Origin of the sequence: Embleya sp. NPDC059237, assembly GCF_042754105.1 — a bacterium.
Lineage (GTDB): Bacteria > Actinomycetota > Actinomycetes > Streptomycetales > Streptomycetaceae > Embleya.
Genome location: NZ_JBHZAE010000010.1, coordinates 297,064 through 318,150, shown reverse-complemented (window position 1 = coordinate 318,150; position 21,087 = coordinate 297,064). Strand labels below are relative to the sequence as shown.

Annotated in this window: 35 protein-coding genes; 2 read left to right on the top strand and 33 right to left on the bottom strand. The window is 71.1% G+C overall.

What is annotated here, in order from left to right; all coding sequences use genetic code 11:
- Positions 1 to 32: 32 nt before the first annotated feature.
- The 20 genes from ACFXKZ_RS30270 to ACFXKZ_RS30175 all read right to left on the bottom strand — a co-directional run bounded on the left by ACFXKZ_RS30270 (position 33) and on the right by ACFXKZ_RS30175 (position 13,418).
- Entirely contained in the window at positions 33 to 359 is a 327-nt protein-coding gene (locus ACFXKZ_RS30270; RefSeq protein ID WP_380004297.1) for a hypothetical protein, read from the bottom strand.
- Positions 360 to 442: 83 nt separating this feature from the next.
- Positions 443 to 922 carry a hypothetical protein gene (locus ACFXKZ_RS30265; protein WP_380004295.1) on the bottom strand — a complete coding sequence of 160 codons (480 nt, stop codon included), beginning with the start codon at positions 920 to 922 and terminating at the stop codon, positions 443 to 445.
- 104 nt (positions 923 to 1,026) lie between these two features.
- Entirely contained in the window at positions 1,027 to 1,614 is a 588-nt protein-coding gene (locus ACFXKZ_RS30260) for a phage tail protein (RefSeq protein ID WP_380004293.1), read from the bottom strand.
- A 68-nt stretch (positions 1,615 to 1,682) separates the two neighbouring features.
- Complete coding sequence (locus ACFXKZ_RS30255) at positions 1,683 to 2,078, bottom strand: hypothetical protein (protein ID WP_380004291.1); 396 nt, start codon at positions 2,076 to 2,078, stop codon at positions 1,683 to 1,685.
- Positions 2,078 to 2,416: an HK97 gp10 family phage protein gene (locus tag ACFXKZ_RS30250; protein ID WP_380004289.1), complete on the bottom strand. Its 339-nt coding sequence runs from the start codon at positions 2,414 to 2,416 to the stop codon at positions 2,078 to 2,080. Before ACFXKZ_RS30250 ends, ACFXKZ_RS30255 begins: the two co-directional genes overlap by 1 nt.
- Positions 2,417 to 2,428: 12 nt before the next feature.
- Positions 2,429 to 2,791 (bottom strand): hypothetical protein, encoded by a 363-nt coding sequence (locus ACFXKZ_RS30245; protein WP_380004287.1) that lies wholly within the window; start codon positions 2,789 to 2,791, stop codon positions 2,429 to 2,431.
- A complete protein-coding gene (locus ACFXKZ_RS30240; protein ID WP_380004285.1) occupies positions 2,792 to 3,202 on the bottom strand; it encodes a hypothetical protein in 411 nt (136 codons plus the stop codon).
- Between the two features lie 13 nt (positions 3,203 to 3,215).
- The gene (locus ACFXKZ_RS30235; RefSeq protein WP_380004283.1) at positions 3,216 to 4,232 is read right to left on the bottom strand and encodes a glycosyltransferase family 4 protein; all 1,017 of its coding nucleotides are present in this window, start codon (positions 4,230 to 4,232) and stop codon (positions 3,216 to 3,218) included.
- Complete coding sequence (locus tag ACFXKZ_RS30230) at positions 4,229 to 5,185, bottom strand: phage major capsid protein (RefSeq protein WP_380004281.1); 957 nt, start codon at positions 5,183 to 5,185, stop codon at positions 4,229 to 4,231. Before ACFXKZ_RS30230 ends, ACFXKZ_RS30235 begins: the two co-directional genes overlap by 4 nt.
- Positions 5,186 to 5,199: 14 nt before the next feature.
- Positions 5,200 to 5,859 carry a hypothetical protein gene (locus ACFXKZ_RS30225; RefSeq protein ID WP_380004279.1) on the bottom strand — a complete coding sequence of 220 codons (660 nt, stop codon included), beginning with the start codon at positions 5,857 to 5,859 and terminating at the stop codon, positions 5,200 to 5,202.
- A gap of 92 nt (positions 5,860 to 5,951) precedes the next feature.
- Entirely contained in the window at positions 5,952 to 6,797 is an 846-nt protein-coding gene (locus ACFXKZ_RS30220) for a hypothetical protein (protein WP_380004277.1), read from the bottom strand.
- The gene (locus ACFXKZ_RS30215; protein ID WP_380004275.1) at positions 6,778 to 8,217 is read right to left on the bottom strand and encodes a phage portal protein; all 1,440 of its coding nucleotides are present in this window, start codon (positions 8,215 to 8,217) and stop codon (positions 6,778 to 6,780) included. The genes ACFXKZ_RS30220 and ACFXKZ_RS30215 overlap by 20 nt, the downstream gene beginning before the upstream one ends.
- A gap of 29 nt (positions 8,218 to 8,246) precedes the next feature.
- Positions 8,247 to 10,010: a terminase gene (locus tag ACFXKZ_RS30210; protein ID WP_380004273.1), complete on the bottom strand. Its 1,764-nt coding sequence runs from the start codon at positions 10,008 to 10,010 to the stop codon at positions 8,247 to 8,249.
- On the bottom strand, positions 9,991 to 10,350 hold the full coding sequence (locus tag ACFXKZ_RS30205; protein ID WP_380004271.1) for a hypothetical protein: 360 nt from the start codon (positions 10,348 to 10,350) through the stop codon (positions 9,991 to 9,993). Before ACFXKZ_RS30205 ends, ACFXKZ_RS30210 begins: the two co-directional genes overlap by 20 nt.
- On the bottom strand, positions 10,347 to 10,799 hold the full coding sequence (locus ACFXKZ_RS30200) for a hypothetical protein (RefSeq protein WP_380004269.1): 453 nt from the start codon (positions 10,797 to 10,799) through the stop codon (positions 10,347 to 10,349). Before ACFXKZ_RS30200 ends, ACFXKZ_RS30205 begins: the two co-directional genes overlap by 4 nt.
- A 1-nt stretch (position 10,800) precedes the next feature.
- Positions 10,801 to 11,238: a hypothetical protein gene (locus ACFXKZ_RS30195; protein WP_380004267.1), complete on the bottom strand. Its 438-nt coding sequence runs from the start codon at positions 11,236 to 11,238 to the stop codon at positions 10,801 to 10,803.
- 81 nt (positions 11,239 to 11,319) lie between these two features.
- Positions 11,320 to 11,946, bottom strand: coding sequence for a bifunctional DNA primase/polymerase (locus ACFXKZ_RS30190; RefSeq protein ID WP_380004265.1), 627 nt, complete (start codon positions 11,944 to 11,946; stop codon positions 11,320 to 11,322).
- 676 nt (positions 11,947 to 12,622) lie between these two features.
- Positions 12,623 to 12,883 carry a hypothetical protein gene (locus ACFXKZ_RS30185; RefSeq protein ID WP_380004263.1) on the bottom strand — a complete coding sequence of 87 codons (261 nt, stop codon included), beginning with the start codon at positions 12,881 to 12,883 and terminating at the stop codon, positions 12,623 to 12,625.
- 91 nt (positions 12,884 to 12,974) lie between these two features.
- Positions 12,975 to 13,280, bottom strand: coding sequence for an HNH endonuclease (locus tag ACFXKZ_RS30180; protein ID WP_380004261.1), 306 nt, complete (start codon positions 13,278 to 13,280; stop codon positions 12,975 to 12,977).
- Entirely contained in the window at positions 13,281 to 13,418 is a 138-nt protein-coding gene (locus ACFXKZ_RS30175; protein ID WP_380004259.1) for a hypothetical protein, read from the bottom strand.
- A gap of 101 nt (positions 13,419 to 13,519) precedes the next feature.
- Here ACFXKZ_RS30175 and ACFXKZ_RS30170 point away from each other — a divergent pair, with 101 nt between their 5' ends.
- Positions 13,520 to 13,930, top strand: coding sequence for a hypothetical protein (locus ACFXKZ_RS30170; protein WP_380004257.1), 411 nt, complete (start codon positions 13,520 to 13,522; stop codon positions 13,928 to 13,930).
- Between the two features lie 110 nt (positions 13,931 to 14,040).
- A complete protein-coding gene (locus ACFXKZ_RS30165) occupies positions 14,041 to 14,280 on the top strand; it encodes a hypothetical protein (protein ID WP_380004255.1) in 240 nt (79 codons plus the stop codon).
- 54 nt (positions 14,281 to 14,334) lie between these two features.
- Here ACFXKZ_RS30165 and ACFXKZ_RS30160 read toward each other — a convergent pair whose 3' ends face one another.
- The 13 genes from ACFXKZ_RS30160 to ACFXKZ_RS30100 form a co-directional block, all read right to left on the bottom strand.
- On the bottom strand, positions 14,335 to 14,586 hold the full coding sequence (locus ACFXKZ_RS30160; RefSeq protein WP_380004253.1) for a hypothetical protein: 252 nt from the start codon (positions 14,584 to 14,586) through the stop codon (positions 14,335 to 14,337).
- The gene (locus ACFXKZ_RS30155; RefSeq protein ID WP_380004251.1) at positions 14,583 to 15,269 is read right to left on the bottom strand and encodes a hypothetical protein; all 687 of its coding nucleotides are present in this window, start codon (positions 15,267 to 15,269) and stop codon (positions 14,583 to 14,585) included. Before ACFXKZ_RS30155 ends, ACFXKZ_RS30160 begins: the two co-directional genes overlap by 4 nt.
- The gene (locus ACFXKZ_RS30150; RefSeq protein ID WP_380004249.1) at positions 15,266 to 15,529 is read right to left on the bottom strand and encodes a hypothetical protein; all 264 of its coding nucleotides are present in this window, start codon (positions 15,527 to 15,529) and stop codon (positions 15,266 to 15,268) included. Before ACFXKZ_RS30150 ends, ACFXKZ_RS30155 begins: the two co-directional genes overlap by 4 nt.
- A 23-nt stretch (positions 15,530 to 15,552) precedes the next feature.
- Positions 15,553 to 16,617, bottom strand: a complete 1,065-nt coding sequence (locus ACFXKZ_RS30145) for a hypothetical protein (protein WP_380004247.1) — start codon at positions 16,615 to 16,617, stop codon at positions 15,553 to 15,555.
- 92 nt (positions 16,618 to 16,709) lie between these two features.
- Entirely contained in the window at positions 16,710 to 16,904 is a 195-nt protein-coding gene (locus ACFXKZ_RS30140; protein ID WP_380004245.1) for a hypothetical protein, read from the bottom strand.
- A 2-nt stretch (positions 16,905 to 16,906) separates the two neighbouring features.
- The gene (locus ACFXKZ_RS30135) at positions 16,907 to 17,080 is read right to left on the bottom strand and encodes a hypothetical protein (RefSeq protein ID WP_380004243.1); all 174 of its coding nucleotides are present in this window, start codon (positions 17,078 to 17,080) and stop codon (positions 16,907 to 16,909) included.
- A gap of 26 nt (positions 17,081 to 17,106) precedes the next feature.
- The gene (locus tag ACFXKZ_RS30130; RefSeq protein ID WP_380004241.1) at positions 17,107 to 17,778 is read right to left on the bottom strand and encodes a hypothetical protein; all 672 of its coding nucleotides are present in this window, start codon (positions 17,776 to 17,778) and stop codon (positions 17,107 to 17,109) included.
- Positions 17,775 to 17,996, bottom strand: a complete 222-nt coding sequence (locus ACFXKZ_RS30125) for a hypothetical protein (RefSeq protein WP_380004239.1) — start codon at positions 17,994 to 17,996, stop codon at positions 17,775 to 17,777. Before ACFXKZ_RS30125 ends, ACFXKZ_RS30130 begins: the two co-directional genes overlap by 4 nt.
- Positions 17,997 to 18,037: 41 nt before the next feature.
- A complete protein-coding gene (locus tag ACFXKZ_RS30120; protein ID WP_380004237.1) occupies positions 18,038 to 18,712 on the bottom strand; it encodes a glycosyltransferase family 2 protein in 675 nt (224 codons plus the stop codon).
- A gap of 38 nt (positions 18,713 to 18,750) precedes the next feature.
- Positions 18,751 to 19,461: a hypothetical protein gene (locus tag ACFXKZ_RS30115; RefSeq protein ID WP_380004235.1), complete on the bottom strand. Its 711-nt coding sequence runs from the start codon at positions 19,459 to 19,461 to the stop codon at positions 18,751 to 18,753.
- 131 nt (positions 19,462 to 19,592) lie between these two features.
- A complete protein-coding gene (locus ACFXKZ_RS30110) occupies positions 19,593 to 19,916 on the bottom strand; it encodes a PadR family transcriptional regulator (RefSeq protein ID WP_380004232.1) in 324 nt (107 codons plus the stop codon).
- 108 nt (positions 19,917 to 20,024) lie between these two features.
- A complete protein-coding gene (locus ACFXKZ_RS30105; protein WP_380004230.1) occupies positions 20,025 to 20,933 on the bottom strand; it encodes an NAD-dependent epimerase/dehydratase family protein in 909 nt (302 codons plus the stop codon).
- The gene (locus ACFXKZ_RS30100; RefSeq protein ID WP_380004228.1) at positions 20,930 to 21,085 is read right to left on the bottom strand and encodes a hypothetical protein; all 156 of its coding nucleotides are present in this window, start codon (positions 21,083 to 21,085) and stop codon (positions 20,930 to 20,932) included. The genes ACFXKZ_RS30105 and ACFXKZ_RS30100 overlap by 4 nt, the downstream gene beginning before the upstream one ends.
- Positions 21,086 to 21,087: the final 2 nt, after the last annotated feature.

Below are 21,087 nucleotides of genomic sequence, written 5' to 3'. Positions count from 1 at the left end.
AGTCACCTCCTCGTGCTGGTGTCGAACGCCGGTTACACGAGGCCGTCCAGCATCGCGTCGAGGTGCGCGCTCATCCAGGCGGGTGAGGGCGCCGTGGTCTTGGCGGAGGGACGCCACCCGGGTCGGCGGATGCGCGGCGGGGCGGGTGGCCGCGGTGCCTTCTTGGTGTCCCAGTTGACGCAGATCTCGTGGTGGTGCAGGTCCCTGATCGCCTCCAGTACGGAGGCGAGGAGCATTTCGACCTGGGACCAGCGGCCCTGTTCGGGCGGAGTCGCGGGCGGGTCGTCGTCGCTGGTCGGCGGTGCGTCGTTGCGGATCGCCGTCCACGTCGCGGATTCGGGCGGCAGCTTCTCGATCATCACGCGTACCTGACGCCACGTCAGGAGCCCTCGGTGGACGTCGAGGAGATCGGTGCCGTTGCAGTAGAAGTGCAGGTCGGCTTCTACTTCCTCCGCATACGCGTCACAGATGCCCGTCGTCCACGCGACTTTCCCACCGACTCTCCGCCCTTCGCGGACAGGTCCTCGACGAACGCCTGGAACTGGTCCTGGTCGGGGTCGAGTTCGAGGTATGCGTCGTAGCTTTCGGCAGTGAGAACCGACGCCATGAATCCGTCGAAGTCGCCGGCTCGCAGCAGGCGCAACGTCGACGCCCGCCATTTCCCCGGCATCAGTGCCACAACTTCGCAGACCATCGTCTCGCCGTCGATGTCGCCCGTGAGCTCGGCGCGCAGGTACCCGTCGGGCGCGAGAGCTTCGATCTCCTGGGCCAGGGCTGCCGGGCTCGCGCCTTCGGCGGCTACCGGTTCGTGGGCGTCGACGAGAGGTTCCCGTACCGGTGCGGGCGCCTGCGCGGGCGCGGGCACGGGCTCCGGACGGTCGAGAGTCACCGGGGATTGCGGGTACAGAGGGGCGTCGTTCACGGTTGCTGCTCCTGGATCTTCGCGGGTCGCGGGTCGCGGGATGGTGAGGTGGTGGGCGGGCGGTCCCGCGAAGTGCCGTCCGCCCACCGGTCGGTGACGTCGGGTCAGCTGCTGGGGCTGTCCACGACGGCGGCCTTGATGGTGTGGTAGACGGTGTTCCCGGCGTCGTCCGGGTAGGCGGTGATCGTCATGTTGTAGATGGCGAGTTCGTCGTTCTTGTACGTCTCGTCCTCGCGCGAGGAGATCTCGCCCTGGGGGATGTAGAAGCCGCGGAAAGTCTCGCCGTCGAGGACGACGAACCACCAGGCGCGCCGGTCCGGGGTGGGGGTCGCGGTCTCCGCGAAGTTGATCAACCCGTTGACGTCCGGCGTCAGGGATCCCTCGGGGATGCGGTTCCACAGGGACATGACCGCGGGCCGGTTGATCTCCTGGCACGCGATCTTGAACGTGCGGCTGGACTTGGTGATGATCGTTCGGAACGGGCTGGTCTGGCCCCAGGACCGGAACTCGGTGGAGTCCTCGTCGAAGCCGCGGACGAGGCCGTCCTCGCTGAGTCGCCCGAGGGCCGCCCAGGGCGGCGGCGGGGTGACGAGGGGGCTGGTCGGCTTGGCCGTACCGAGCGGCGCGGTCCAGCCGCCGCCGTTGGTGCCCACCATCGTTACGTCGGAATCGCGGGGGATCACAAGAGACATCGGGGGTTTCTCCAGACATGCGAAGGCCCCGCGCGCGGCGGGGCCGGGAAGAAGGGGTTGGGGGCCGGTCAGGTCACGGCGGGGTGGAGAAACACCTCGTAGGTGGCGCCCATGCGGCGCAGCGTGGTGTTCTCGTAGGGACGCCACGCGGGCGCGGACACGGTGGAGACGCGCCCGACGACGGCGCCGGGCAGTGAACTCCCGGGCAGGTTCCTGGTGAGGGCGGTGCGTGTCCATGCTGCGATGTCCGCGGCCTGCGCTCGGCCGGTCGCGTAGATGTCGACGTCGACGAGGGCCCGGTCCAGTCGGGCTCCGTCGTCGTCCCCGCCGACGCGCACCACCTGGCCGAACGGCAGGTAGGCGAGCAGGTCGTTGTCGAGTTCGGCCGCCCAGGTCGTGTCGGGTCGGGCTGCCGACAACCAGGCGATGAGCAGGACTTCTACGTCGACGAAGGCGTCTGCCATCAGCCGCCGCCCGCCGCTTGTGTCGCGCGCAGCAGGACGTGGTGTCCGCCGCCGCGTCCGCCTTCGGCCCCGTATTCGATCCACGCCGAGTACCACGCCGAGTTGTGGACGGTGGCCTGCGCGCGGTGGTGCAAGCGGGAGCCGCTGTCGGTGACGCTCACCTTGAACGACGCTTTGTACAGGCCCGCGTGGTGGTCGTCGGGGCGCGGACTGACCGGCGCAATGGCCTCGGCGGTGCTCTTGATCGCCTCGGCTCGGCTGATCATCTCGCGCAGCATCATCTGCGAGCGCAGGAGTTCACCGACGCCCCTCTTGTCGAGCTTGAATCGCGTGGGCACGACGCTCTCCCTTCAGCCGGTGATGCGGTCGAGGAGGAACTGTGTGCAGCCGGCGGTGCCGGTGAACACGCTCGGGCCCCACTCCCCCGGCTCGCCGGTGACCTCGTAGACGAGGCCGCGGTGACGGAACCGGTCTGTGGTGCGCACGTCCGCACCGGGCGGGGCGTACACGGTCAAGCCCTTGATGACGGTGTCGCGTGCCTGCTGTTCCGACCCGCCGGGAGCCGGGGCCGCCTGACGCGGCGTCACCACGCAGCCGGGCAGCGGCGTTTCGACAATCGGGCCGGGGATCGGCTTGCCGTAGGCGTCGCGTCCCGGTGACGGGCCGGAACGCAGCCGGATCAGCGTGGCGCCGAACGGCACGGGGAAGACCATTCAGATCCACCCCCAGCCGGGCTCCCATTCGAGGCCCCACCAGCCGTCGTCGTCGATCGGGTACGTGGGGACGGGGGTCGCGTCCTCGGGCGTGGGGTCGATGGTGAAGGCGCCGCCGCGCCCGGCCATGGCCTTGAGCGCGGTGCGCTCCGCCTTGGTCAGGTACAGGCCGGCCTGGGGCCGCTGCACGCTGATCGGGCCGATGGTCTCGTAGCTGACGCCTTGGGGGTTGGCGTAGGCGCGGCCGGCCGCGGACAGCACGACGACGGATGCCGCGTCGGGCAGGGGTTTGACGACGGATTCGCACAACAGCACGGCCTGACGGATCATCAGGTCCGCGCGGGCGCCGTCGATCTCGCCGAGGGACAGGTACAGGCCCAGGTCCTCGGCGGAGGGGGGTACGAACGCCACGACCGCACCTCCCTCACGGAGTCAGGGCCTCGACGGCGTTCACGAACACCTCGAGGTCGGCGGTGGGATCGAGTTCGGCCGAACGCGCCAGCGCCCGGGCCGACGCCGCCTCCCAGGCGGCGGGCTCCTCCAGTCGGCGCAACTCGGTCTCCCAGGCGTCGACGTCGGCCGGGTCGGCGAACGCTCCCGCGCCGCCGAGGGCTTCGCGCAGCCCGGGGGTGGGCGAGGCAATCACGGGGATGCCGGACGCCATCGCCTCGACGGCGACGCGACCCCACGACTCGTAGGTCGAGGGCATGAGGACGATCCGGGAGCGGGCGTAGACGAGGTCGCGCATCGCGGACGCCCCCGACACCTGGTCGATGACGTCCACGTTCGACAGGCCCGTGTAGTCGACCTGCTCCCCGTAGGCGCCGGTCACGGCGAGGAAACGCGTGTCGGGCATGCGCTCGGCGAGCGCGCGCAGCACGGTGCCGCCCTTCTCGTAGCAGCGGTTGACCAGGGTGACGCGGTCCCCCGGTGTCGTCGCGTAGTCCGCAGCGAGCACCGGGGGCCGCACCACGATCGAGGCGTTCGGGCGTGTCGCGTCCGCCCGTTCGGCGAGCAGCGCATCGGCTTCGTGCATGACCCACTGCGAGTTGTGCACGGCCAGCGCGGTGGTGCCCGCCACCAGGTTCCTCAGCGTGGGCTGCCGCGAGGTGTGCACGGGGACGATCAGCGGTTTGCCGTACCCGTTCGCCAACGCCCGTGTCGCCGGGACCAGTTCGTATTGGCCCAGGACCGCGTGCGACCTGCGCAGCGCGGCGTCGAAATCCTCCCGGGCCTGGACCGGCACGACCCGCACGCCGTCGACCTCGTAGGGCCGGGTGGCGGTGCCGTAGCGGGCGAGCCACACCGAGACGTCGTGGCCGCGCGCCACCAGGGCGCGCAGCATGGCGTGGGTCGCGATCTCGCCGCCGGCGTTGTGCGCGGGCGGGTACTGGCCCATGCGGGCGACGATGCGCAGCGGCCTCGTCACCTGCACGGTCACGAACCGGTGGGGGTGCCGACGTACTTGACGAAGGCGTCGTCGTCGCCCTGGACGTAGCCGTAGTACGCCTCCGCGAGCAGGAGAACCAGGTTCTCCTGGAACGCGGAGTGGACGGCGCCCTCTTCGTCGATGTAGGTCGCCTCGTTGGAGATCCGGACGGTGATGTCCATGCCGACGCCGTAGGCGGTCTGCGACCAGTCGCCGCCGATCATCCGCAGGCCCGTGTCGACGCTGGAGGACTGGCGGCGCTGCTTGCCGCTGATCGCCCGGGAGTAGGCCAGCGGCTCGCCCAGGAGCGACCCGCCCATGGCGGTGTTGGTTCCCGGCGTCAGCGTGTCCACGAAGATCGGACGGCCGTTGACGTCGGTGGCGAGCAGCATCTTCGGCTTGAGGCGGTGGTCGGCGGCGAAGCCGGTCAGGTCGTAGTCGTCGTCGACGACCTTTTCCATGCCGGCCACGAAGTCGGCGTAGATCCCGCCCTTGTTCTGGGCGGCCGTGCCCAGGGTGACGGACTTGGTGGTGCGGGCCAGGTAGTCCGGGAACGGCCCGGCCGCGCCGCGCATCGTCTTGCCGTGGATCGTCGCGTGGTCGAAGGCCCTCGCGAACGCGGTGGGCAGGTCGTTCTGGAGTTGCGTCCACAGCCCACCCGCGTTGGTCTTCGCGACCTCTTCGGAGACCGGGATGAGCACGGCGATCTTCCTAGCGGCCATGGTCTTGATCGCGACCGCGCCGGAGGAGATCGGCTTGCGCTGGGCCTCACCGACCCAGTCGGCGGTAGGCACGTCCAGCGGCACCGGGATGCTGGTCGTCGCGTCGATCGCCAGCGGGATGCGCTTCGACAACTGCATGACCGCGGACTGCTCGACGCTCTTTTCGAAAATCGGCCCCGTCAGGATGCGGGGCAGGAGTGCGGCGTCGACATTGGAGAGCTTGATCGGGGGCGTAGCCGCCATCGGGTCCTGCTTTCTCAGCGGCCGAAGGCCGCGTTCGTGAACCACTCGGCGAACTCGTCGCCGGGGGTGGAGTTGCGGGTGGGGTTGGCGCCCGCGGCCTGGGTGCGATCCGGCGCCGGGCGGCGCGGGGATGCGGGCTCTGCGGGCGGCGCGGCGGGGGCGGCCTTGGCCAGGTGCGGCTTGCGCTCCAGGAGGTCCGCCAGGTCGACCGCGATCTGCGCTTCGTCGATCTCGCCCTGCGCGTCGACGTAGGAGCCGAGCCGGTCCTTGAGGTAGGCGACCGCGTCCTCGGGGTCCTTGAACTCCTTCGCGGCGGCGCGCAGTTCGGCGCGGGCCGTGCGGGTCTGGAGGGCCTGGGACTGCTGCCGGGCCTCGGCCAGCTCCGCCTGGAGGCGTTCCTGCTCGGAGAGTTGGGCCCGCTCGTACTCGGCGACCTTGGCCGCGAGGGTGTCGCGGTCCTTGGCCTTGGTTCGGCTGGCCGCGGCCTCGCGGCGCAGCTTCTCGATCTCGCGTCGGGCGACGTCCGGGTCCGCCCATGGGTCCGTCGGGCCCGCCTGGGGCTCGTGGGTGGGCTCTTCCGGCTCGGGCGCCTGCGGATCGACGGGCGCGGGCGTGACGGGCTCGACCGGCTCCTGCTCGGGGGCGGCGGGGGTCGGTTCGATGGGGGTGCTCATGCGGTGGGCCCTCCTGGGGCGGACATGCGAAAGCCCGCCACCTGGGCGGGCCTTGGGAATGCGCCGTGCTCGCGCGCGGCGGGTCTGTGGGGTCAGGGACGGTCGCCGAAGTCCTCGGGCGTGGGGGTGCGTCCCGCGTCGATCAGGCGCATCGCGATGCGGTAGCGCCGAAGTTGGTCACCGGGGTGGCCGGAGGCGAACTCGTAGTAGATGCGGTCCCATTCGGTCGCCTCGGGCGACAGGCTGAAGACGTCGCCGCGCAGGACGGGCAGCGCGACGCACGCGCAGTCGTTGTGAAACTTGAACAGGCCCGATCCGGTGAAGTTCTCGTTCGCGTCCCGCCCGGCGGTCCCCCGGGATTTGTAGACGGCGCCCCGGGAGGCCATCAGCCGGCAGAACGAGCACGCGGTGGGTTGGGCGGAGCGGTACCAGCCGCGGGCGTCGGGGTCCTGCTCGACGGCCTCGACGATCGTGCGCCGTCCGGCGTCCAGGGCGAGTCGCCCGGCCGCCGCCTCGGCGCGCTGCTGGGCGCCAGCGAGGAGCCGTTCCGCGATGCGCGCCGAGTGGGGTCTGCCGTCGGCGGGCCCGGACGGCTCCGGGTCCGGCGGCGTCCACACGTCGTGTGCCGCCCACCGCATCGTCGCCTCGATCTGCTCGGCCGGCGGCGGGTCGGCGAGCGCCGGCCGGAAGGTGCTGCGCAACGCGGCGGCTTCGCGTTCGGCCTCGTAGGCGCGGGCGGACAGTTCCGCGGCGATCTGCGCGTAGCGGTCCACCTCGGTGGCGATGCCCGCGATCCACGGCCGCGCGGACGCGGGCCGCGCCGGGTCGAGCGCGCGCATGCGGGCCCGGATGTCGCGGAACAGCATCCGGAGCATGCCGCGCTGCTGTGTGCGCAACCGGCGGGCGGCGGCCGACCCGTCAGAGATACGGCGGGCCATCGGCCGCTCCCGGGTCCGCGCCGCTCGGAGCCGGCGGCAGGTCCCGGCCCAGCTGCTCCAGGAGCAGTGACGCGCCGCGGCGGCGCCGGTCGGCGCGCACGCGCTGCTGCTGGGACTGGGTCAGGCCGACCATCTCCAGCACGACGTCGGAGTCCGGCGGCAGGACCCCGGCCTGGACGAGTTTCACGGCGGCGTCCGTGGAGGCGGCGACGGTCGGCGTGGCGGGGTTGCGCCACACGGTCTCGATCCGCCTCGACTTGTCCGGGGGTTCGCCGTCGCGGATCCACAACGCCAGGCGCATCGCCTGCGCCCACACCCGGCCGAAGCGTCTGATCCTCCGCTCGGCCTTCTTCACCAACATCGATTCGGCGGAGCGGATCGCGTCGGCGGAGGCCGGGTTGTCGGAGGTGTAGCCGAGCATGTGCGGCGGCAGACCGAGTTGGGTCGCCATGATCCGCGCATACAGGTCGATGATCTTGGTTTGGCCGGACGGGTCGTGTGCGGTGAACTGCCCGACCTCGGGGATGTTGCCGTCCTCGTCGCGTTCCAACGCGAGCATGCGGCCGATGTACGTCTCCCACGCGGAGGTCGCATTCCCCTCGGCGTCCTGGAACGCCGACTCGGACGCCCCGAGGATGTACCGCTGCGGCGCCCCATAGAACTCGGCCGCCACCTCGATACCCAGCAGACGCCGGCACGCGGCGTCGGTGATGGACATGACGTCCGGCGTGATCTCGGACCGGCCGATCCGGTCCGCGGTGCGCTGCCGGTTCGCCAGGCGCAGCACCGGCAGCATGCCCAGGCCGTGGTCGTCGCGGTCGACGATCTCGTAGCCGTCCCCCGTGTCGACCGTCCAGATCGTGGAGTTCGGCAGCATGAGGACCGACATGCGTTCCTCGTCCTGGATGCACTCGCGCAGCGCGGACAACCCCATGCGCAGGCGCGGATCCCACAGCATGGTCATGTCGAGGGGCGACTCCACCGTCAGCAGCGGCGGGCAGTCGTCGCACCGACCGGGGCCGTCGCACTCGCACGACGACCCGCCGCTGATGTAGCCGCGCCCGTACACGAACGCGTCGGTGTGCCCCAGGCTCGACTCGTCGTACAAGTCGTTGGCCTCGGCGATCTCCTCCAGCTCCGAGGAGTCGGAACCGTCCGCCCAGCGCATGGCCTCGAGGTCGAGACGCTGCTCCAGCGCGTCCACGCCGATCCGCGGCCACCCGATGACGGTATGCAGCCCCTTGAGTTGCGGGGGGATGCTGATGCCCAGGTCCCGAATCAACTGGCGGCCGTCGTAGTAGGCGTCCCGCAGCTGGAGCTTGAACCGGTTCGCCTGCAACTCCTGGCGCATCACCGCCATGAGCTGCTTCTGATCGTCCGTCAGGTAGGTCAGCGGCAGAGAAACGATCTCGGCGGCCACGTACTCACCGCCCGTCTCGTACTCGCGTATCAGCGCAGGACGACGACCCGGCCGCGGCCGGGTGTGCCCTTCTTGGTCTTGGTCCAGGTCCTGCTGTTCATCAGGGTTCGGCGCATCAGGCGCGCCCCGACCGCGCACACGGCGAGGTCGACCTTGCGGGCCGACTCGCGGTGCTCCTTGCCGATCGTGTAGCCCCAACGGTTCGTCCTGCGGCGGGCGTTGACGACGTGCTGACGCAACCGCCGGTCCCCGTCATGGGTGAGCGAACGGTCCAGGACGTCCGCGTAGGTGCGCTTCACCGAACCGGTGAACGCCTCCTGGGTCCGCGAGTCCGAACCGCTCATGTCCCAGCGCACCGCGTGCCGATTCGCACCGGTTGCGCTCGCGGGGAGCAGGAGTTTGCGGCCGTACCGTTGCGCCCAGTCGTCGATCAGCGCGTCCCAGTACAACTGGCCGGAGTCGTCCTCGCCGGAGCCGGGGTCGGCCCAGAAGCCGACCACTTTGTAGCGCGCGAACACGGAGTCGACGACGCCGTCGACGGCGTCCCGGGGGACGGTCCAGCGTTCCTCGGACGGCAGGCCGAGCGGGCGCTGCCACACGCCGAGTGTGCTCAGGTGCCCGTCGGACATGCGGCAACCGACGAGACCCGTCGCGTCGTCCGACTTCGACCCGTCGAAGAAGACGACGATGCGGTCGCCGTCGGCGAAGGCCAGGTCGGGGCGGGCGCAGGCGTCCCACTCCTGCCGGGACATCCACGCGTCCTCGGCCGCGACGACCTGGTTGTACCAGTACCGGCGCGACCTGCTCGGCGGGTTCCGCCGGTCAAGGATCGACTTCACGATCCGCGGGATCGACAGCCAGGTGGAGTCGCCGCGCACCGCCTCCAGGACCTTGGGGGCCCAGTCCGCAGTGAGCTTGGCCTCCGGTGGTGCTTCGAGGCTGTCGTAGAAGATCCCTGCCTCGCGCGCCTCGTCGGCGGTCATCGACTCGAAGGCGTCGCGCGTGCGCTCGGCGACCGAGTCCTCACCGGGGTTGAACGCGTTCGTGATCGCGCAGTTGCGGGACATGCCGTCGGCGGACTTGGTCCCGTTGCGCTCGATCACGGCGGCCATCTCGTGGCCTTCGTTCGCCTGGATCCAGTGGTGCGTCTCGTTGGGGTAGGTGGCCGTCGGCCGGCCGCCCTCGAGGGCGCGGGGCGAGGAGGTGACGGCCTCGATTCGGGCCCGGCCCCGGTCGGCGTAGATGATCTCTTTGCCGAGGTCGATGCGGTGCGCCTCGATCGTGGCCTTGGTGAACAACCCCGGGAACAACGTCATGGTGTTGCGGGTCTGGTCCTGGCTGACCGCCGCGAGCTGCACCCACGCCTCGGGGTGCTGCATCCCGATCGGCTGCCCCGCCGGGATCCCCAACGGGTTGCCCTCGTCCGCGACCTGCCCCGACGGGCGGCACGGCCCGATGAACTCGAAGGCCGCCCACGTCGCGACCAGCGGGTCCTTGCCCCAGCCCTTGAGGCGTTGGATCACCGCATCCCGGTACGTGAACGCGCCCGTCTCCGGGTCGACCGAGTACCACCACAGCGTCAGCCGCGCCTGCTCGGGCGTGTACCGCCACGGCTTGCCGCCGCCGTGCTGAAGGCTCGTCGCCGTCCACGACAGGGCGTGCCAACCCAAGGTGAACTCGGGCAGGACGAACTTGCCGTCCGGGCCCCGCTTCCACGTGGGGCCGATGCAGACGGGTTCGATCCGATCTGGGGGAAGATCGAGGGCCGCAGAATCAGTTGCGGGCCGGGGCACGACGGCCTCCGGCGGTGAAGTCACGCATAAGCGGCTCGACCGCCGCCCGGGCCCCGACCACAAACGCACGCACGACGCCGTCGTCCAGCATTCGCGTCACCGGGTCCGGCTCACGCACGATCAGGCGCTCAAGGAGCGCAGCCACTTCCGCAACGTGCCCGCGGGGTACCGAATCCCAATAACCGGGAAGCACCACGAACACGACGCCGCCATAGCCGCGCAAACCTCGCTCGCCCCGGTACCCGGTCGTCGTCACGTAGGAACCCGGCTCAAGACCCTGCGACCGAGCCCATCGCGACGCTTCCCCGGAATCCGATGCGCAGATCAGGAGCGTCGTCATCGTGGAGGACCGCCCCAGGTATCGGGGCCGAATGCAAGAACCTCCTGCGGACCACGCAGATCGTCCCAGACGGCCGGGCCAACCCAGTTGTAGGACTCCTCGTCGAACGTTCGGACTCGGCACTTGCCGTCTCCGGCCGTGTGCGCCTCCAACTGCGTGATGGCAACGGCCATGTCCCAGCTGTATGACATCCCGTCGGACCCCCACACCTGGCCACAGCCGCATTCGCAAGGGTGCGCGAAGTCCATCGTGACGGGTGGCGGCCGGAAGTCGATGCGCCTGCCCGTCTCGTGCACTGCGGGAACGGACTCCTCGGAGTGTTCGTCGAGGCGACGACGCGGCTCGACGACCAGGGGCCGCCGAAGGGTCGCCATCGTGGGGAAGCCGAGCACAGCGAGCGCGGCCAGCGGGCCGTGCGGGCGGCAGTCGGGGGTGAAGCTGTAGCGCATCTCAACCCCCGATCGCGGCGCGGTAGTCGGCGATCGCGGTCACGCCCGCCGGCTGCTCCGACACCCCGGTGGGCTTGCGGCGCGCCAGCTCGACGCGCGCACGGCGCCGGTCCCCCTCGGTGACGAGCAGGCTCGACATCGCGGCGGAGATCGCGGCGAACAGCTGGGCGGAGAACCGGCCCGCGCTGAGGTTGGTGGACATCGCCTCCGCGACGTAGCGGGCGGTCTGCCAGTCGGACGGCTGGTAGAACACGGACTGCCCGGACTCGGCGAGCGAGTCGAACCAGTCGCGGGCGATCGGGTGCCAGGCCGGGTCCGCCTCGGGGACGGGCAGCGCCTCGGTCGAGGTCTCGACCCTGACGACCTCCGGGCCTTCGGGCTTGTTGCGGCGGCGGCGCTCCTCCGAGCGCTTCGGTACGGGTCCGGTGGTGCGGCCCATGGCGACCTCCAGGGTCGTGTCCGCCTCCGGGGCGGACGATCGGGGCAGGAAGGAAGCCCCGACCGGTGCGCCTCCGGGGCGCTACACGAGCGAGGCGATCGCGGCTGCCGCGTCGGGCAGCTCGGCGAGGTCGAGGGGCGTACCGGGGACCCGGTCGCCGATCACGATGTAGCGGCCGTCGGAGTACCACTCGACGGCGACGTCCCCGCGGCGGATGCGCCGGCCGCAGGAGACGGAGCCGCGGAACCACAGGTGCACGCCGGTACCGGACCGGCCGCGCTCCATGTAAGTCGGCGGCAGGCCGTCGACGATGCGACGCGCCCACGGGAGGAGTTCGCCGTCGACGACGGCGTGGTCCAGGTCCACGACGACGATCCCGTCGCCGGCGGTGAGGACGTAGCCGATGCCCTCGCCGACCGTCGAGGCGGCTGCGGCAGCGTGGTCGGACCAGGTCGACGGGTCCCGCACGGACGCCCATCGGGGCAGGTCACAGCGGGTGGGGCGCTTGTTCAGGTGGCGTACCCAGCGGTGCTTCGCACGGAGTTCGGCGGGGATGTGCGCGGCCTGCTCCGAGCGGACCCGGGCGGCGGTCGCGGCCTTGCGCCGGCGGGCGGCCAGGACCCGGCAGCTTCCCGAGCAGTACCGCATGTCGGCGCGGCGCGGGAGCGGCAGCGGGCCGTGGCAGTGGGTACAGGAGGCCGAAGTCATGCACTCAGCATAGCGGAGGCTGTTAACGGCTACATAGGCTTTGACCTGGGAACTTCGACTTCGAGGGTCAACCCTCGCCACTCAGGTGGTCTAGACCTCTCTGTATTCGCGCAGGTCACGGGCCTGGCAACCCGTACACGGGGGCGGTTGCTTTACGCCCCGATGAGCGGATCTTGGACCAGGAGGGCAACCCCCCACCCCTGTAGGCCAACACTGTTGGCCATCACAGGTGGCACGATCATGCCAACTCGGTTGGCATCCACCAGGCCAACCGAGTTGGCATCACCGACCGGTCGGTTGACCCTTGGATAGAGCAACCGACTCGATGGTTCATTGACCGATCGACTCGGTTGGTTGGCTCACACTCGGTCATCCGACCGGTTGGACTCCCATCCCGACAGCACGGTTGGGTCGGCCTCGGCGGGTCGGGCCAACCCACGGGTCGGTGAGGTGTCCGGCCGGCTCGGGTGGTCACCGGGTCGGTCGCGGGCCGGCTCGCCGCCGCCCTGGGCCCGGTGGACGACCACCCAACCGTCGGTCCCGTCGGCCCGCCGGACGCCCTGGACCCTGGGTCCACAGGGGCAGTCGGGGCGCAGCGGATGGTCTGTCGCGTCCCGGGCCGGTGTGACGTGGAGGGTGTCGGGTGCCGTCCACCCTCCGGCGGCCCGGGAGTGGGTCATCGCCGGCGCCTGGGCACGCGGCCGATGTTGCGGCGGTCCCCCGCGTAGACACCCGTCATAGCCTTGTGCAGGCGGTTGCAATAGCCGGCAGCCCTGGGGCCGAGGTACTTGCGGAGCTGCCTGGTGCATCGGGTGTGGTCTCCGGGCGTGTTCCACCTGACCTTGGTGGTTCCGCCCTGTCCGGTGGTCCAGTAGGCGCGGAGGGTGGCGGCGCCTCGGGGGTTGCGTGCTCCGGTGCGGGTCCTGGTGGTGGCCATTGGCGGTCTCCCTCCGGTCGGGTGCGCAGGCGGGCCTATGGAGTAGCCGCGGCGGCGGCTCGGTGTCGCGGCCGGGTCGGCGCGGCCCCGGTCAGCTTCGAAGGCCGGGGTGGGGTTCCTCGGGTCGGCGGCCGAGTGCGCGGCGAGCTGCCGCGGCGCGGTGGCCTTCACGGCTGGACTTGGCGCGGTGGCAGGGGTTGTCGTGGATGGGCGCCAGGTTGGTGAGGCTGTGGTCGTCGCCGGGTCGGATGTGGTCGATCTGGTCGGCGCCGTCTTGGCCGCAGACGTGGCAGGTGTGGCCGTCGCGGGCGTAGACGGCGGCGCAGCGGGCGGGCCAGTCGGTGGGGAGTCGTTGGCGGCGGGTGCTGCCGGCCCAGCCTCCGGGGGTGCCGGCCATCTACGTGCCGGGCCGGAGTTCGGCGAGTCGGCGGCGGGCTTCGGCTCGGGCGTGGAGGAGGGCGGCCTGGGCGTGGCGTTCGGCGGTGTGTGCTGCGGCGAGTCGGTGTGCTGCGGCTGTGGGTTCGGGGTGGTGCACGGGTGCGCTCCCATCAATCTGAACCCCGGGGTTGACATATCTCAACCCCGGGGTTTAGGGTCGGTCTCACCGGCAGGGAACAGCGACCCGAGGAGCCCGAGATGACCACCACCGCCACCACCACCGCGCAGGTCACCGTCGGCCGCGGCGTCGTCGCCCACGAGGTCCGCGACCAGGGCCGCACCGTCTGCGGGCGCCGGGTGAACGCGACGCTGGAGGCGGGCCACGGCCGCAAGACCTGCAAGACCTGCGCCCGCCGTACCGCCAAGCCCGCCGCGCCGGTCGCCCCGGTGGCCGCGCCGGCCCCGACCCTGGTGCCGGTCGCGGGCCGCGACCTGCGGGTCGGGATGCGGATGCTGGAGGAGGACGGCATGGGCGGCATGAGCCCGCTGCGGATCGTCGGGGCGGTCAACCGGGGCACCTGGGTGCGGCTGACGGTGGTGGACGCGTGGGGCGGCGAGATCAGCACCCAGTGCGGCCCTGACGACATGGTCGAGGTCCTGGCGGCCTGAGCGCCGGGCCGGCGGCCCCACCGGGGGCCGCCGATGGTTCACCCGCCCTGCCGGTACGGAGCGGAGCGACGGGACGACCCGGCCTACCGGCCGGAGGCATGGAGGACGTGATGGGCAGGCGCAGGACGTGGCGCGAGAAGGTGGCCGCCGAGGACGCCGAGCAGGACCGGTTGAGGACGCTGGCCGAGGCGTCGGCGCTGCGCCGGGCCCTGGCGATCGAGGAGGGCGTCAGGACCGAGTTCGGGGGCAACGCCGCGGCGATGGGCCGGGAGTTGGGGGTGACGGGCACCGCCGTCGCCAAGGCCGTCCGCCGGGCCGAGGAGGCCCGCCGGGCCGCCGCCGGGTCCTGAGTGAACGCCCGCCGCCGCCGGGGCGCCGTGGCGGCCGTACAGGCCCGCCGGGGGTCAGCCTTCGCCGGGTGCCGCGCCGCCGGGGGCGACCGGAGCGGTGACGGGTGCGCCGCGGCGGATGCTGCGGATGTCGCTGGTGCGCACGTACAGGACGTAGTCGTCGGACGCGTCGCGGAAGCGGACCCACCCGGTGGTGCCGCCGTCGACGGGTTCGATGGCCTCGACGGTGGCGGTGTAGGGCGCGGTCGCGGTGTCGCCGAGGTAGGTGACGGTCCAGGTGTAGGTGACGGGTGTGCCGGTGTTCACGGGTGCTCCGGGGTGTTGGGTTCGGCGACGAGGGCGCGCATGGCGTCGAGGTCGCCGGCGGCCCGGTGGTAGCGGTGGCAGCGTGCGGCGTTGGCCTCGTACTGTTCCCCCGCCTTGACGGCGCTGGGGTGGGTGAGGGAGTAGACGCGGCCGTCGTGGCGTATGGGTTCGCCGCCGAGGAGGGTGGTGTGTGCGACCCACCAGGCGGCGTCTTCGAAGCCCCAGCCGAGGAAGTGTTCGTCCTGGCCGCCGTGGGCCCACCAGGTGGCGGGGGTGGTGACGTACACGCCGGAGCAGGCGCCGGGCACGACGAAGGCGTTGCAGTCGGGCAGGGGGACGCCGGCGAGGTATTGGGCGGTGCCGTCGGCCCGCAGGGAGCGGTACTCGGTGTAGGGCAGGTGGACCACGTGGGAGCGGGCTGCGGCGTGGACGGCCGCGGCGACGGGTTCGGCCTCGGCGAGGGTGTCGGCGTCGGCGAGGACGACGACGTCTGCGCCGTGGCGTTCGGCCCAGGCGACGCCGGCGTTGCGGCAGGCGGCGAGGCAGAACGGATGGTGGCTGGTGTCGATGTCGACGAGGCGGGCGCCGGGGAGGATGCGCTCCCAGTGGGCTGCCACCAGCTCGTGGGCGCGGGCGCGTTCGGGGCTGGTGTCGCGCCAGGGCAGGACGACGGCGACGCTCACGCGGCCTCCCGCTCGGGCCAGTGCCAGGTGCCGCCCGCGTGGTCGTCCTCGTCCTGGAGCACGAAGCGGTTGAAGAACATGCCCTCGGGATTCAGGATGGCCAGGCTGGCGAACACGTCGCCCGGCTCGGGAGTGTCCTCGGGGACCGAGTCTGCGGCCGTGACGATCGCGGCGCGGCACTGTGACGTGTATTCGCCGCCGGGGGTGCCGTAGCTGACGTAGTGGACGATGCGGCCGACGGTGGGGTGCGGCTGCGACATGGGGTGCTCCGGGGTGTGGACGGTCAGGTGCCTTCGCGCGTGGCCGCCGAAGTGGTGACGGCGCCGGGGCGGGCGGGCGCCGCGAAGACGTAGTCGTTGCGCTCACGCCAGGTGGTGAGCTGTACGGCGATGGCGGCGGCGGCCCGTTGGGGCCAGGTGGCCGGGACTGCCGACCCGGCGGGGAGTTCGATCCCGGAGCCAAAGATCCTGCCGCGGCCGTGGGGCTTGGTGGGAATGCCGTTCTCGCTGGTCCAGTCGACCGACCAGGTGAGCTTCGGCTTGCCGCGGCGGCGGCCGGTGGCGACGTGTTCGAGTTGAAGGGTGACTTCGTGGTCGTCGCCGTGCGGCATGCGCACGGTCGCGGTGACTGGCTCTCCAGCCTTGGTGATCTTCGAACGGACCGGGCCCAGGAAGCGGTCGCGGGGGTCGATCACCGTGGAGCCGTCGCGTCGGCGCGGAGTGGTCTTCGACCAGGCGTCCGCGTCGACGCCGAACCTCCAGCGCAGTCGGCCGTCGCCGATGCCGACCGAGACGACCTTGGTGTTGTAGCCGGTCGGGTTGAGGCGGCGTTGCAGCCGGGTGCCGTGGCCCTCGGTGGTGAGGTAGAGGGCGCCTAGCGGGTTGAGCCGGACATGGCCGGAGAGGACGTGCTCGCTGCCCGCGCACCCGACTTCGAGGCTGATGCCGGCGCCGCCGAAGGTCTTGCCGACGACGAGTTGGCCGCCGAGAACGCCGGTTGGGTCGGCGGGCCAGGGCCCGGGGATCCACTGTGGCCAGTCCTGGCGACCCATGGCTCGGGCCGGGTATGGCTCGGGGGCGTGGTCGCCGGTGTAGGGGTCGCCGATGTTCCACCGGGCCGGGTCGAGCCGGCCTTGCGGGTCGGGGCGGGTGCCGCAGCGGTCGCAGCAGACCCAGCGCGAGCCGGGGTCGTCGTTACGGACGCCGGTGGTGCCGTCCACGACGGCCTTGTGGCCGCGAATGCGGCATTCGGGCATGGCGCGGGGCAGTCGGAGCCGGAACCCGCGGTTGAAGGGCGTGCCGGGCTTGGCGCCGTCCCGCTTGCGGTAGTCGACGGTGTACCAGTGCATGGGTTCTCCCGAGGGGTCGGCCGCCCCGGCGCTCGGGTCGCCGGGGCTGCCTGCCCGCGGTGATCGGCCGCGGGGTCGATGGTGTGGCGGTCTCAGGCGTGGTCGCGGTCGTGGAGGAACCGGGCGATGTTGAGCCAGGTGCAGGCGAGTTCGTCCAGGCGCTCGGCGCGGGCCGGATTGCCGATCTCCAGTTCGGCGCCGTGCAGGAGCCGGCCCGCGTTGGTCAGGGCCTCGTCGATGGTGGGCGGGCGCAGCTCGGGCCGGGCTTGGGGCGTGGGTTCGCTCATGGTCAGCGGAGTTCGGCGACGGTCATGACGAGGCCGACGATGATTGCGGCGTTCACGAGGACGACGTACATCGCGGTGCCGTTGGTGATGGGCTGCCGGGGCTTGCCGATGGCGGCCAGTACGAGGAGGGTTCCCAAGGCGACGTAGCCGATGAGGGCGTAGAGGAACCAGATCATGTGGCGGTCTCCGGTGTCGTGGCGGGTCAGTAGTCCGTGCCGGTGCGGTGGTGGCCGATGTGGCGGACGCGGGGCGGGTCGCCGCGGCGGCCCCAGTAGGCGCCGCGCAGGGTGGGGTCGGAGGCGAACAGGGCGCGGCCGAAGGCGGATTCGGACCAGGGTGTGTCGGGCCAGGGCCGGGCGAGGGTGGCGGCGGGCAGCACGGTGGGATTGCCGGTGAAGCAGGCGCGGTGTTCGATCCAGGCGTGTTCGCCGTCGGTGTGTTGGGTGAACTCGTTGCCCTGGGCCTCGAGGGCTTCGATGAGTCCGCCTGCGGCGTGTTCGTTGGCGTACCAGGGTTGCCGGAGGAGGGCGATCTGGGTGAGGTACGTGTGGGTGTCGAGGACGCCGGCGAGCACGTCGAGGTCGACACCGGTCTCCAGGACGAAGTCGTCCTCGAGGAAGGCGATCGTGCGTTCGCCGGCGGCAAGGGACCACACGGTCTGCATGGCGCGCCGGTAGCCGGCGGGCCCGTTGGGGTCGACGGGGACGACGTCGGCGCTGAAGTTGTCGGCGAGCCAGGCTCGGTGGTCGGCGCTGCCGGTGTCGTCGACGATGGTGGTGTGGGCGACGCCGCCCAGGTGGGTGCGTGCGGCGCGCATGGTGGCTTCGAGGCAGTCGCGGCGGCCGTTGGTGAGGACGATCAGGGGAACCGTCATGCCTCCTCCTGCTGTTGCATCCGTGCGCGCAGCGTGTCGGTGGCGCTGGTGAACATGCCGAGGGCTTCCCACGCGGCCAGGCCGGGCGTTCGGTAGTTGAGGAGCATGACGTCGCCGTCCTCGTCCAACGCCTTGATGGACACGGCGTATTCGAGGAGGACGCAGCCCTCGGGCAGGAGGTCGGTGAGCCTGGACTCGTCGTCGCCCGGCGTCGTCATTCGCGCACCCCCGCTCGGTGGATCACTGTGGGGCTGCGGGACTACGGCTGCACCCGTTCGGTGACCAGGGCGCGCATGGCGGGGATGTTGCCCTCGGCGGCCCTGTAGCGGGCGAGGAGCGCGTAGTTGGCGTCGCGCCCGGCGCCGGGGCCGTCGTCCTTGGGGTGCCACAGGTGGACGAGTTGGGCGGAGTGGCGGACCGAGTGGCCGAGGAGGGTGTCCGCGGCGGCGAGGAACGCGGTGTCCTCGCATCCCCAGCCCGTGAAGCGTTCGTCCATGCCGCCAGCCAATGCCCAGGCGTCGGGGCGGACGACGAGGACTCCGCCGGTGGAGCCGGTCATCATCAGCTCGGTGCCGCACGCGGCGAGCGGGGCGCCGCACAGGTAGTCGGTGGTGCCCTGTTCGTCGAGGCCCCGGTACGAGGTGTGTGGCAGGTGCAGGCGGCCGTCGGCCGCGCCTTCGACGGCGGCGTGGAGGGCGTCGGGGTCGGGCAGGGTGTCGGCGTCGCACAGGACGACGACGTCCGCGCCGAGTTCGGCGGCGCGTCGGATGCCGTGGTTGCGGGTGGCGGCGCGGGAGAACGGTGTGTGGCCGCTGTCGGTGTCCAGGTGGGTGGCGTGAGGGAGGTGGTCGCGGAGGTAGGCGCGGACGTGGCCGTGGTTGCGGACCCGGGCAGGGTCTGCGGCACGCCAGGGAAGTACGACGGCGACGTTCACGCGGCCCCCTTCGGGTCGTGCGAACGTCGCCGTATGTACTACTTGGCGCGGCGCCCGGCTCGTGCAGAGGTTTCGACGTCGATGTTCCGGATCCGGCGAAGCCAGCGCGCGAGGACCATGAGTCCTGCGCCCAGCGCTGTCGGGGCCTGCCAGTTCTGGGTGATCATGTCGTGAAGTCCGTCAGTCCGAACGAGGTGTATGACGAGCGAACCAACTGCCCCCGCAACGAGGGTGTTGGTGCGGGCCTCTGTTCGCAGCAACCAATCGACTGGTCTCCATGCGGAGTCCACACAGTCGGCTACGCGCATACGCAGAGCCGCAACGACGAATCCAAGCGCCGTCACCATGCGAACCCGCTGTCCGAGCGAATGCGCGTCGGGGTCGACGGTCAGGTGGTCACGCCACTCCGCAGCAAGGTGGGGCCTGGCCTTGCCGGCGATCCAGGCCGCGATTCGAGTCGCTCGCATCGAATACTCCGCGCGGTGGATCCGCCTGAAGACGGAGGCACGCCGATGTGGTCGCCCAACGAAGATTAGGCCCATATCGAACCGAACGGTCGCCTTGAAGTGGTGTACCACGAGGGGTGTAGCGCCTACGCACACCGAGAGGAGCGCACCGCCCAGGTAGTACTGGCCGACGGTCAACAGGAAGCTGACGCACATTCCGGCATTGGCCATGATCAGGGCGATCGGCGCCATATGGCGGATGAGCATGCGCTGGGCCATCCAGTTGAAGTCGCTGGAGGCCACGAGCCATCTGTATCCGGTTGGCAGACTGAAGAGTTCCCGAGCCACGGGGGTAACTTCCCCTCCGGCGACTCCGATGTGCAGTGTCTTCATCTCGGAAGACAGCGGGTCGGAAGTTGCGTTCTGCGCTTCCCTCATGCCAGGCCACCCGTGGGCTCCGCTCGAAGAAACGCTCGTCGCCGGGACGCCCGGGCGTCCATGGCTGCGCGCGCCTGTTGGCGACCGACGTTGGTGAGAGCGTAGTACCGCCTGGGGGGGCGCCCAGGGTGAGCGGTGGTCTCTTCCCAACTCTCGATCCAACGTACCTTCAGCAGGCGATCGAGGATCGGGTAGACAGTCCCCGAACCGAGGTCGGCATCGCGGCAGATGCTGAACCCCCAGGGAGGGGCTTCGGGTTCGGCGTCGAGCAGCGTGTTGAGCACGCCGATCGTCGCCTGGGTCAGGCGAATCGGTGTCATGGATCCAGTGGAGCAGACATCCAGACCATATGTCGAGTACGACAGTCGTTATGACTGTAGAAGATCCAACTTAGTCTGATCAAGACCGAGTTGGTTCGTCCTTGATCCCTATCGACCACTGTTTTGTAGTGCCCGACGGATGCCCTCCTCCAGGGTGATCCGGGGCGTGTGGAACGTCCGCATGCGGGTGGGGTCGCCGACCCGGTACGCCACGCCGCGCGGGGCGGCGTGTTCGTGCCGGATCGCGGGCCGGTAGCCGACCTCCCTGGTGACCATGTCGGCGAACTCGTTGAACGAGGTGGCGCGTCCGGTGGAGAGGTTGACCGGGCCGGGCACGTCCTGGTCGACGGCCGCCAGGACCGCAGCGACGATGTCGTCGATGTGGATCCAGTCCCGAACCTGGTTGCCGTCGCCCCAGATCGCGAACGGGTCGGCCTGGCAACGGCCCCGGTCGATGAACGCCCGGAACGGGTATGCGTCGTCCTGGTCGGTGCCGTAGCCGCTGAACGGCCGGAAGACGTGGACGCGGGCGCCGGCGATCTCTGCAATCTGGGCGAGCCGTTCGCCGGTGAGCTTCGCCCAGCCGTAGGTGAAGTCCGGGACGTGCGGGTCGGCGAGGTCGATGTCCGACTCGACCAGGGCGCGGCCGTCGGGGCCCTGGAGGGCGATCGGGTAGGCGGCGGAGGAGCTGAAGTAGACGGCGCGGCGTGCCCCGTGGCGGTCGGCCAGCCAGCGGAAGAACCAACTGTCGAGGGCAAGGTTCGTGGCGATCGACAGGGGGCTGCCGTCGATCGCGCTGCGTCCGCCGACGATGGCGGCGCAGTGGATGGCGAGGTCGTAGTGGGTCGGCAGGTCGGCGTAGCCGTCTGCGGGCCCGTGGTCGCCGCGGCGGAACAGGTGGATGCAGTCGAGGCCGCGGCCGAGGTCGACGCCGGTGACGTCGTCGCCGCGTTCCTCCAGGGCGCGGCGCAGGTGGCGGCCGACGAAGCCGTCGGAGCCGGTCAGCAGGACCTTCACGCGGTCTCCTCCCGGGGTTCGGTGCAGACGTGGTCCGTCTCCGGAGCGACTTCGATGCCGGCCGTCGGGTCCCTGAGGACGCGCAGGTGAACGTCGACGTCCCGGTGGCAGGTCGGGCACGGGATGACGACGGTGCCGAGGGTGGCGGGCATGG

Bases quoted from the DNA above. Each gene is read 5' to 3' on its own strand.
- ACFXKZ_RS30245 (WP_380004287.1), bottom strand. From the start codon at position 2,791: ATGGTCTTCCCCGTGCCGTTCGGCGCCACGCTGATCCGGCTGCGTTCC.
- ACFXKZ_RS30145 (WP_380004247.1), bottom strand. From the start codon at position 16,617: ATGCACTGGTACACCGTCGACTACCGCAAGCGGGACGGCGCCAAGCCC.
- ACFXKZ_RS30195 (WP_380004267.1), bottom strand. From the start codon at position 11,238: ATGGGCCGCACCACCGGACCCGTACCGAAGCGCTCGGAGGAGCGCCGC.
- ACFXKZ_RS30200 (WP_380004269.1), bottom strand. From the start codon at position 10,799: ATGCGCTACAGCTTCACCCCCGACTGCCGCCCGCACGGCCCGCTGGCC.
- ACFXKZ_RS30110 (WP_380004232.1), bottom strand. From the start codon at position 19,916: ATGACACCGATTCGCCTGACCCAGGCGACGATCGGCGTGCTCAACACG.
- ACFXKZ_RS30220 (WP_380004277.1), bottom strand. From the start codon at position 6,797: ATGGCCCGCCGTATCTCTGACGGGTCGGCCGCCGCCCGCCGGTTGCGC.
- ACFXKZ_RS30190 (WP_380004265.1), bottom strand. From the start codon at position 11,946: ATGACTTCGGCCTCCTGTACCCACTGCCACGGCCCGCTGCCGCTCCCG.
- ACFXKZ_RS30260 (WP_380004293.1), bottom strand. From the start codon at position 1,614: ATGTCTCTTGTGATCCCCCGCGATTCCGACGTAACGATGGTGGGCACC.
- ACFXKZ_RS30135 (WP_380004243.1), bottom strand. From the start codon at position 17,080: ATGATCTGGTTCCTCTACGCCCTCATCGGCTACGTCGCCTTGGGAACC.
- ACFXKZ_RS30170 (WP_380004257.1), top strand. From the start codon at position 13,520: ATGACCACCACCGCCACCACCACCGCGCAGGTCACCGTCGGCCGCGGC.
- ACFXKZ_RS30225 (WP_380004279.1), bottom strand. From the start codon at position 5,859: ATGAGCACCCCCATCGAACCGACCCCCGCCGCCCCCGAGCAGGAGCCG.
- ACFXKZ_RS30270 (WP_380004297.1), bottom strand. From the start codon at position 359: ATGATCGAGAAGCTGCCGCCCGAATCCGCGACGTGGACGGCGATCCGC.
- ACFXKZ_RS30205 (WP_380004271.1), bottom strand. From the start codon at position 10,350: ATGACGACGCTCCTGATCTGCGCATCGGATTCCGGGGAAGCGTCGCGA.
- ACFXKZ_RS30150 (WP_380004249.1), bottom strand. From the start codon at position 15,529: ATGTCGCAGCCGCACCCCACCGTCGGCCGCATCGTCCACTACGTCAGC.
- ACFXKZ_RS30230 (WP_380004281.1), bottom strand. From the start codon at position 5,185: ATGGCGGCTACGCCCCCGATCAAGCTCTCCAATGTCGACGCCGCACTC.
- ACFXKZ_RS30185 (WP_380004263.1), bottom strand. From the start codon at position 12,883: ATGGCCACCACCAGGACCCGCACCGGAGCACGCAACCCCCGAGGCGCC.
- ACFXKZ_RS30165 (WP_380004255.1), top strand. From the start codon at position 14,041: ATGGGCAGGCGCAGGACGTGGCGCGAGAAGGTGGCCGCCGAGGACGCC.
- ACFXKZ_RS30130 (WP_380004241.1), bottom strand. From the start codon at position 17,778: ATGACGGTTCCCCTGATCGTCCTCACCAACGGCCGCCGCGACTGCCTC.
- ACFXKZ_RS30255 (WP_380004291.1), bottom strand. From the start codon at position 2,078: ATGGCAGACGCCTTCGTCGACGTAGAAGTCCTGCTCATCGCCTGGTTG.
- ACFXKZ_RS30100 (WP_380004228.1), bottom strand. From the start codon at position 21,085: ATGCCCGCCACCCTCGGCACCGTCGTCATCCCGTGCCCGACCTGCCAC.
- ACFXKZ_RS30125 (WP_380004239.1), bottom strand. From the start codon at position 17,996: ATGACGACGCCGGGCGACGACGAGTCCAGGCTCACCGACCTCCTGCCC.
- ACFXKZ_RS30140 (WP_380004245.1), bottom strand. From the start codon at position 16,904: ATGAGCGAACCCACGCCCCAAGCCCGGCCCGAGCTGCGCCCGCCCACC.
- ACFXKZ_RS30180 (WP_380004261.1), bottom strand. From the start codon at position 13,280: ATGGCCGGCACCCCCGGAGGCTGGGCCGGCAGCACCCGCCGCCAACGA.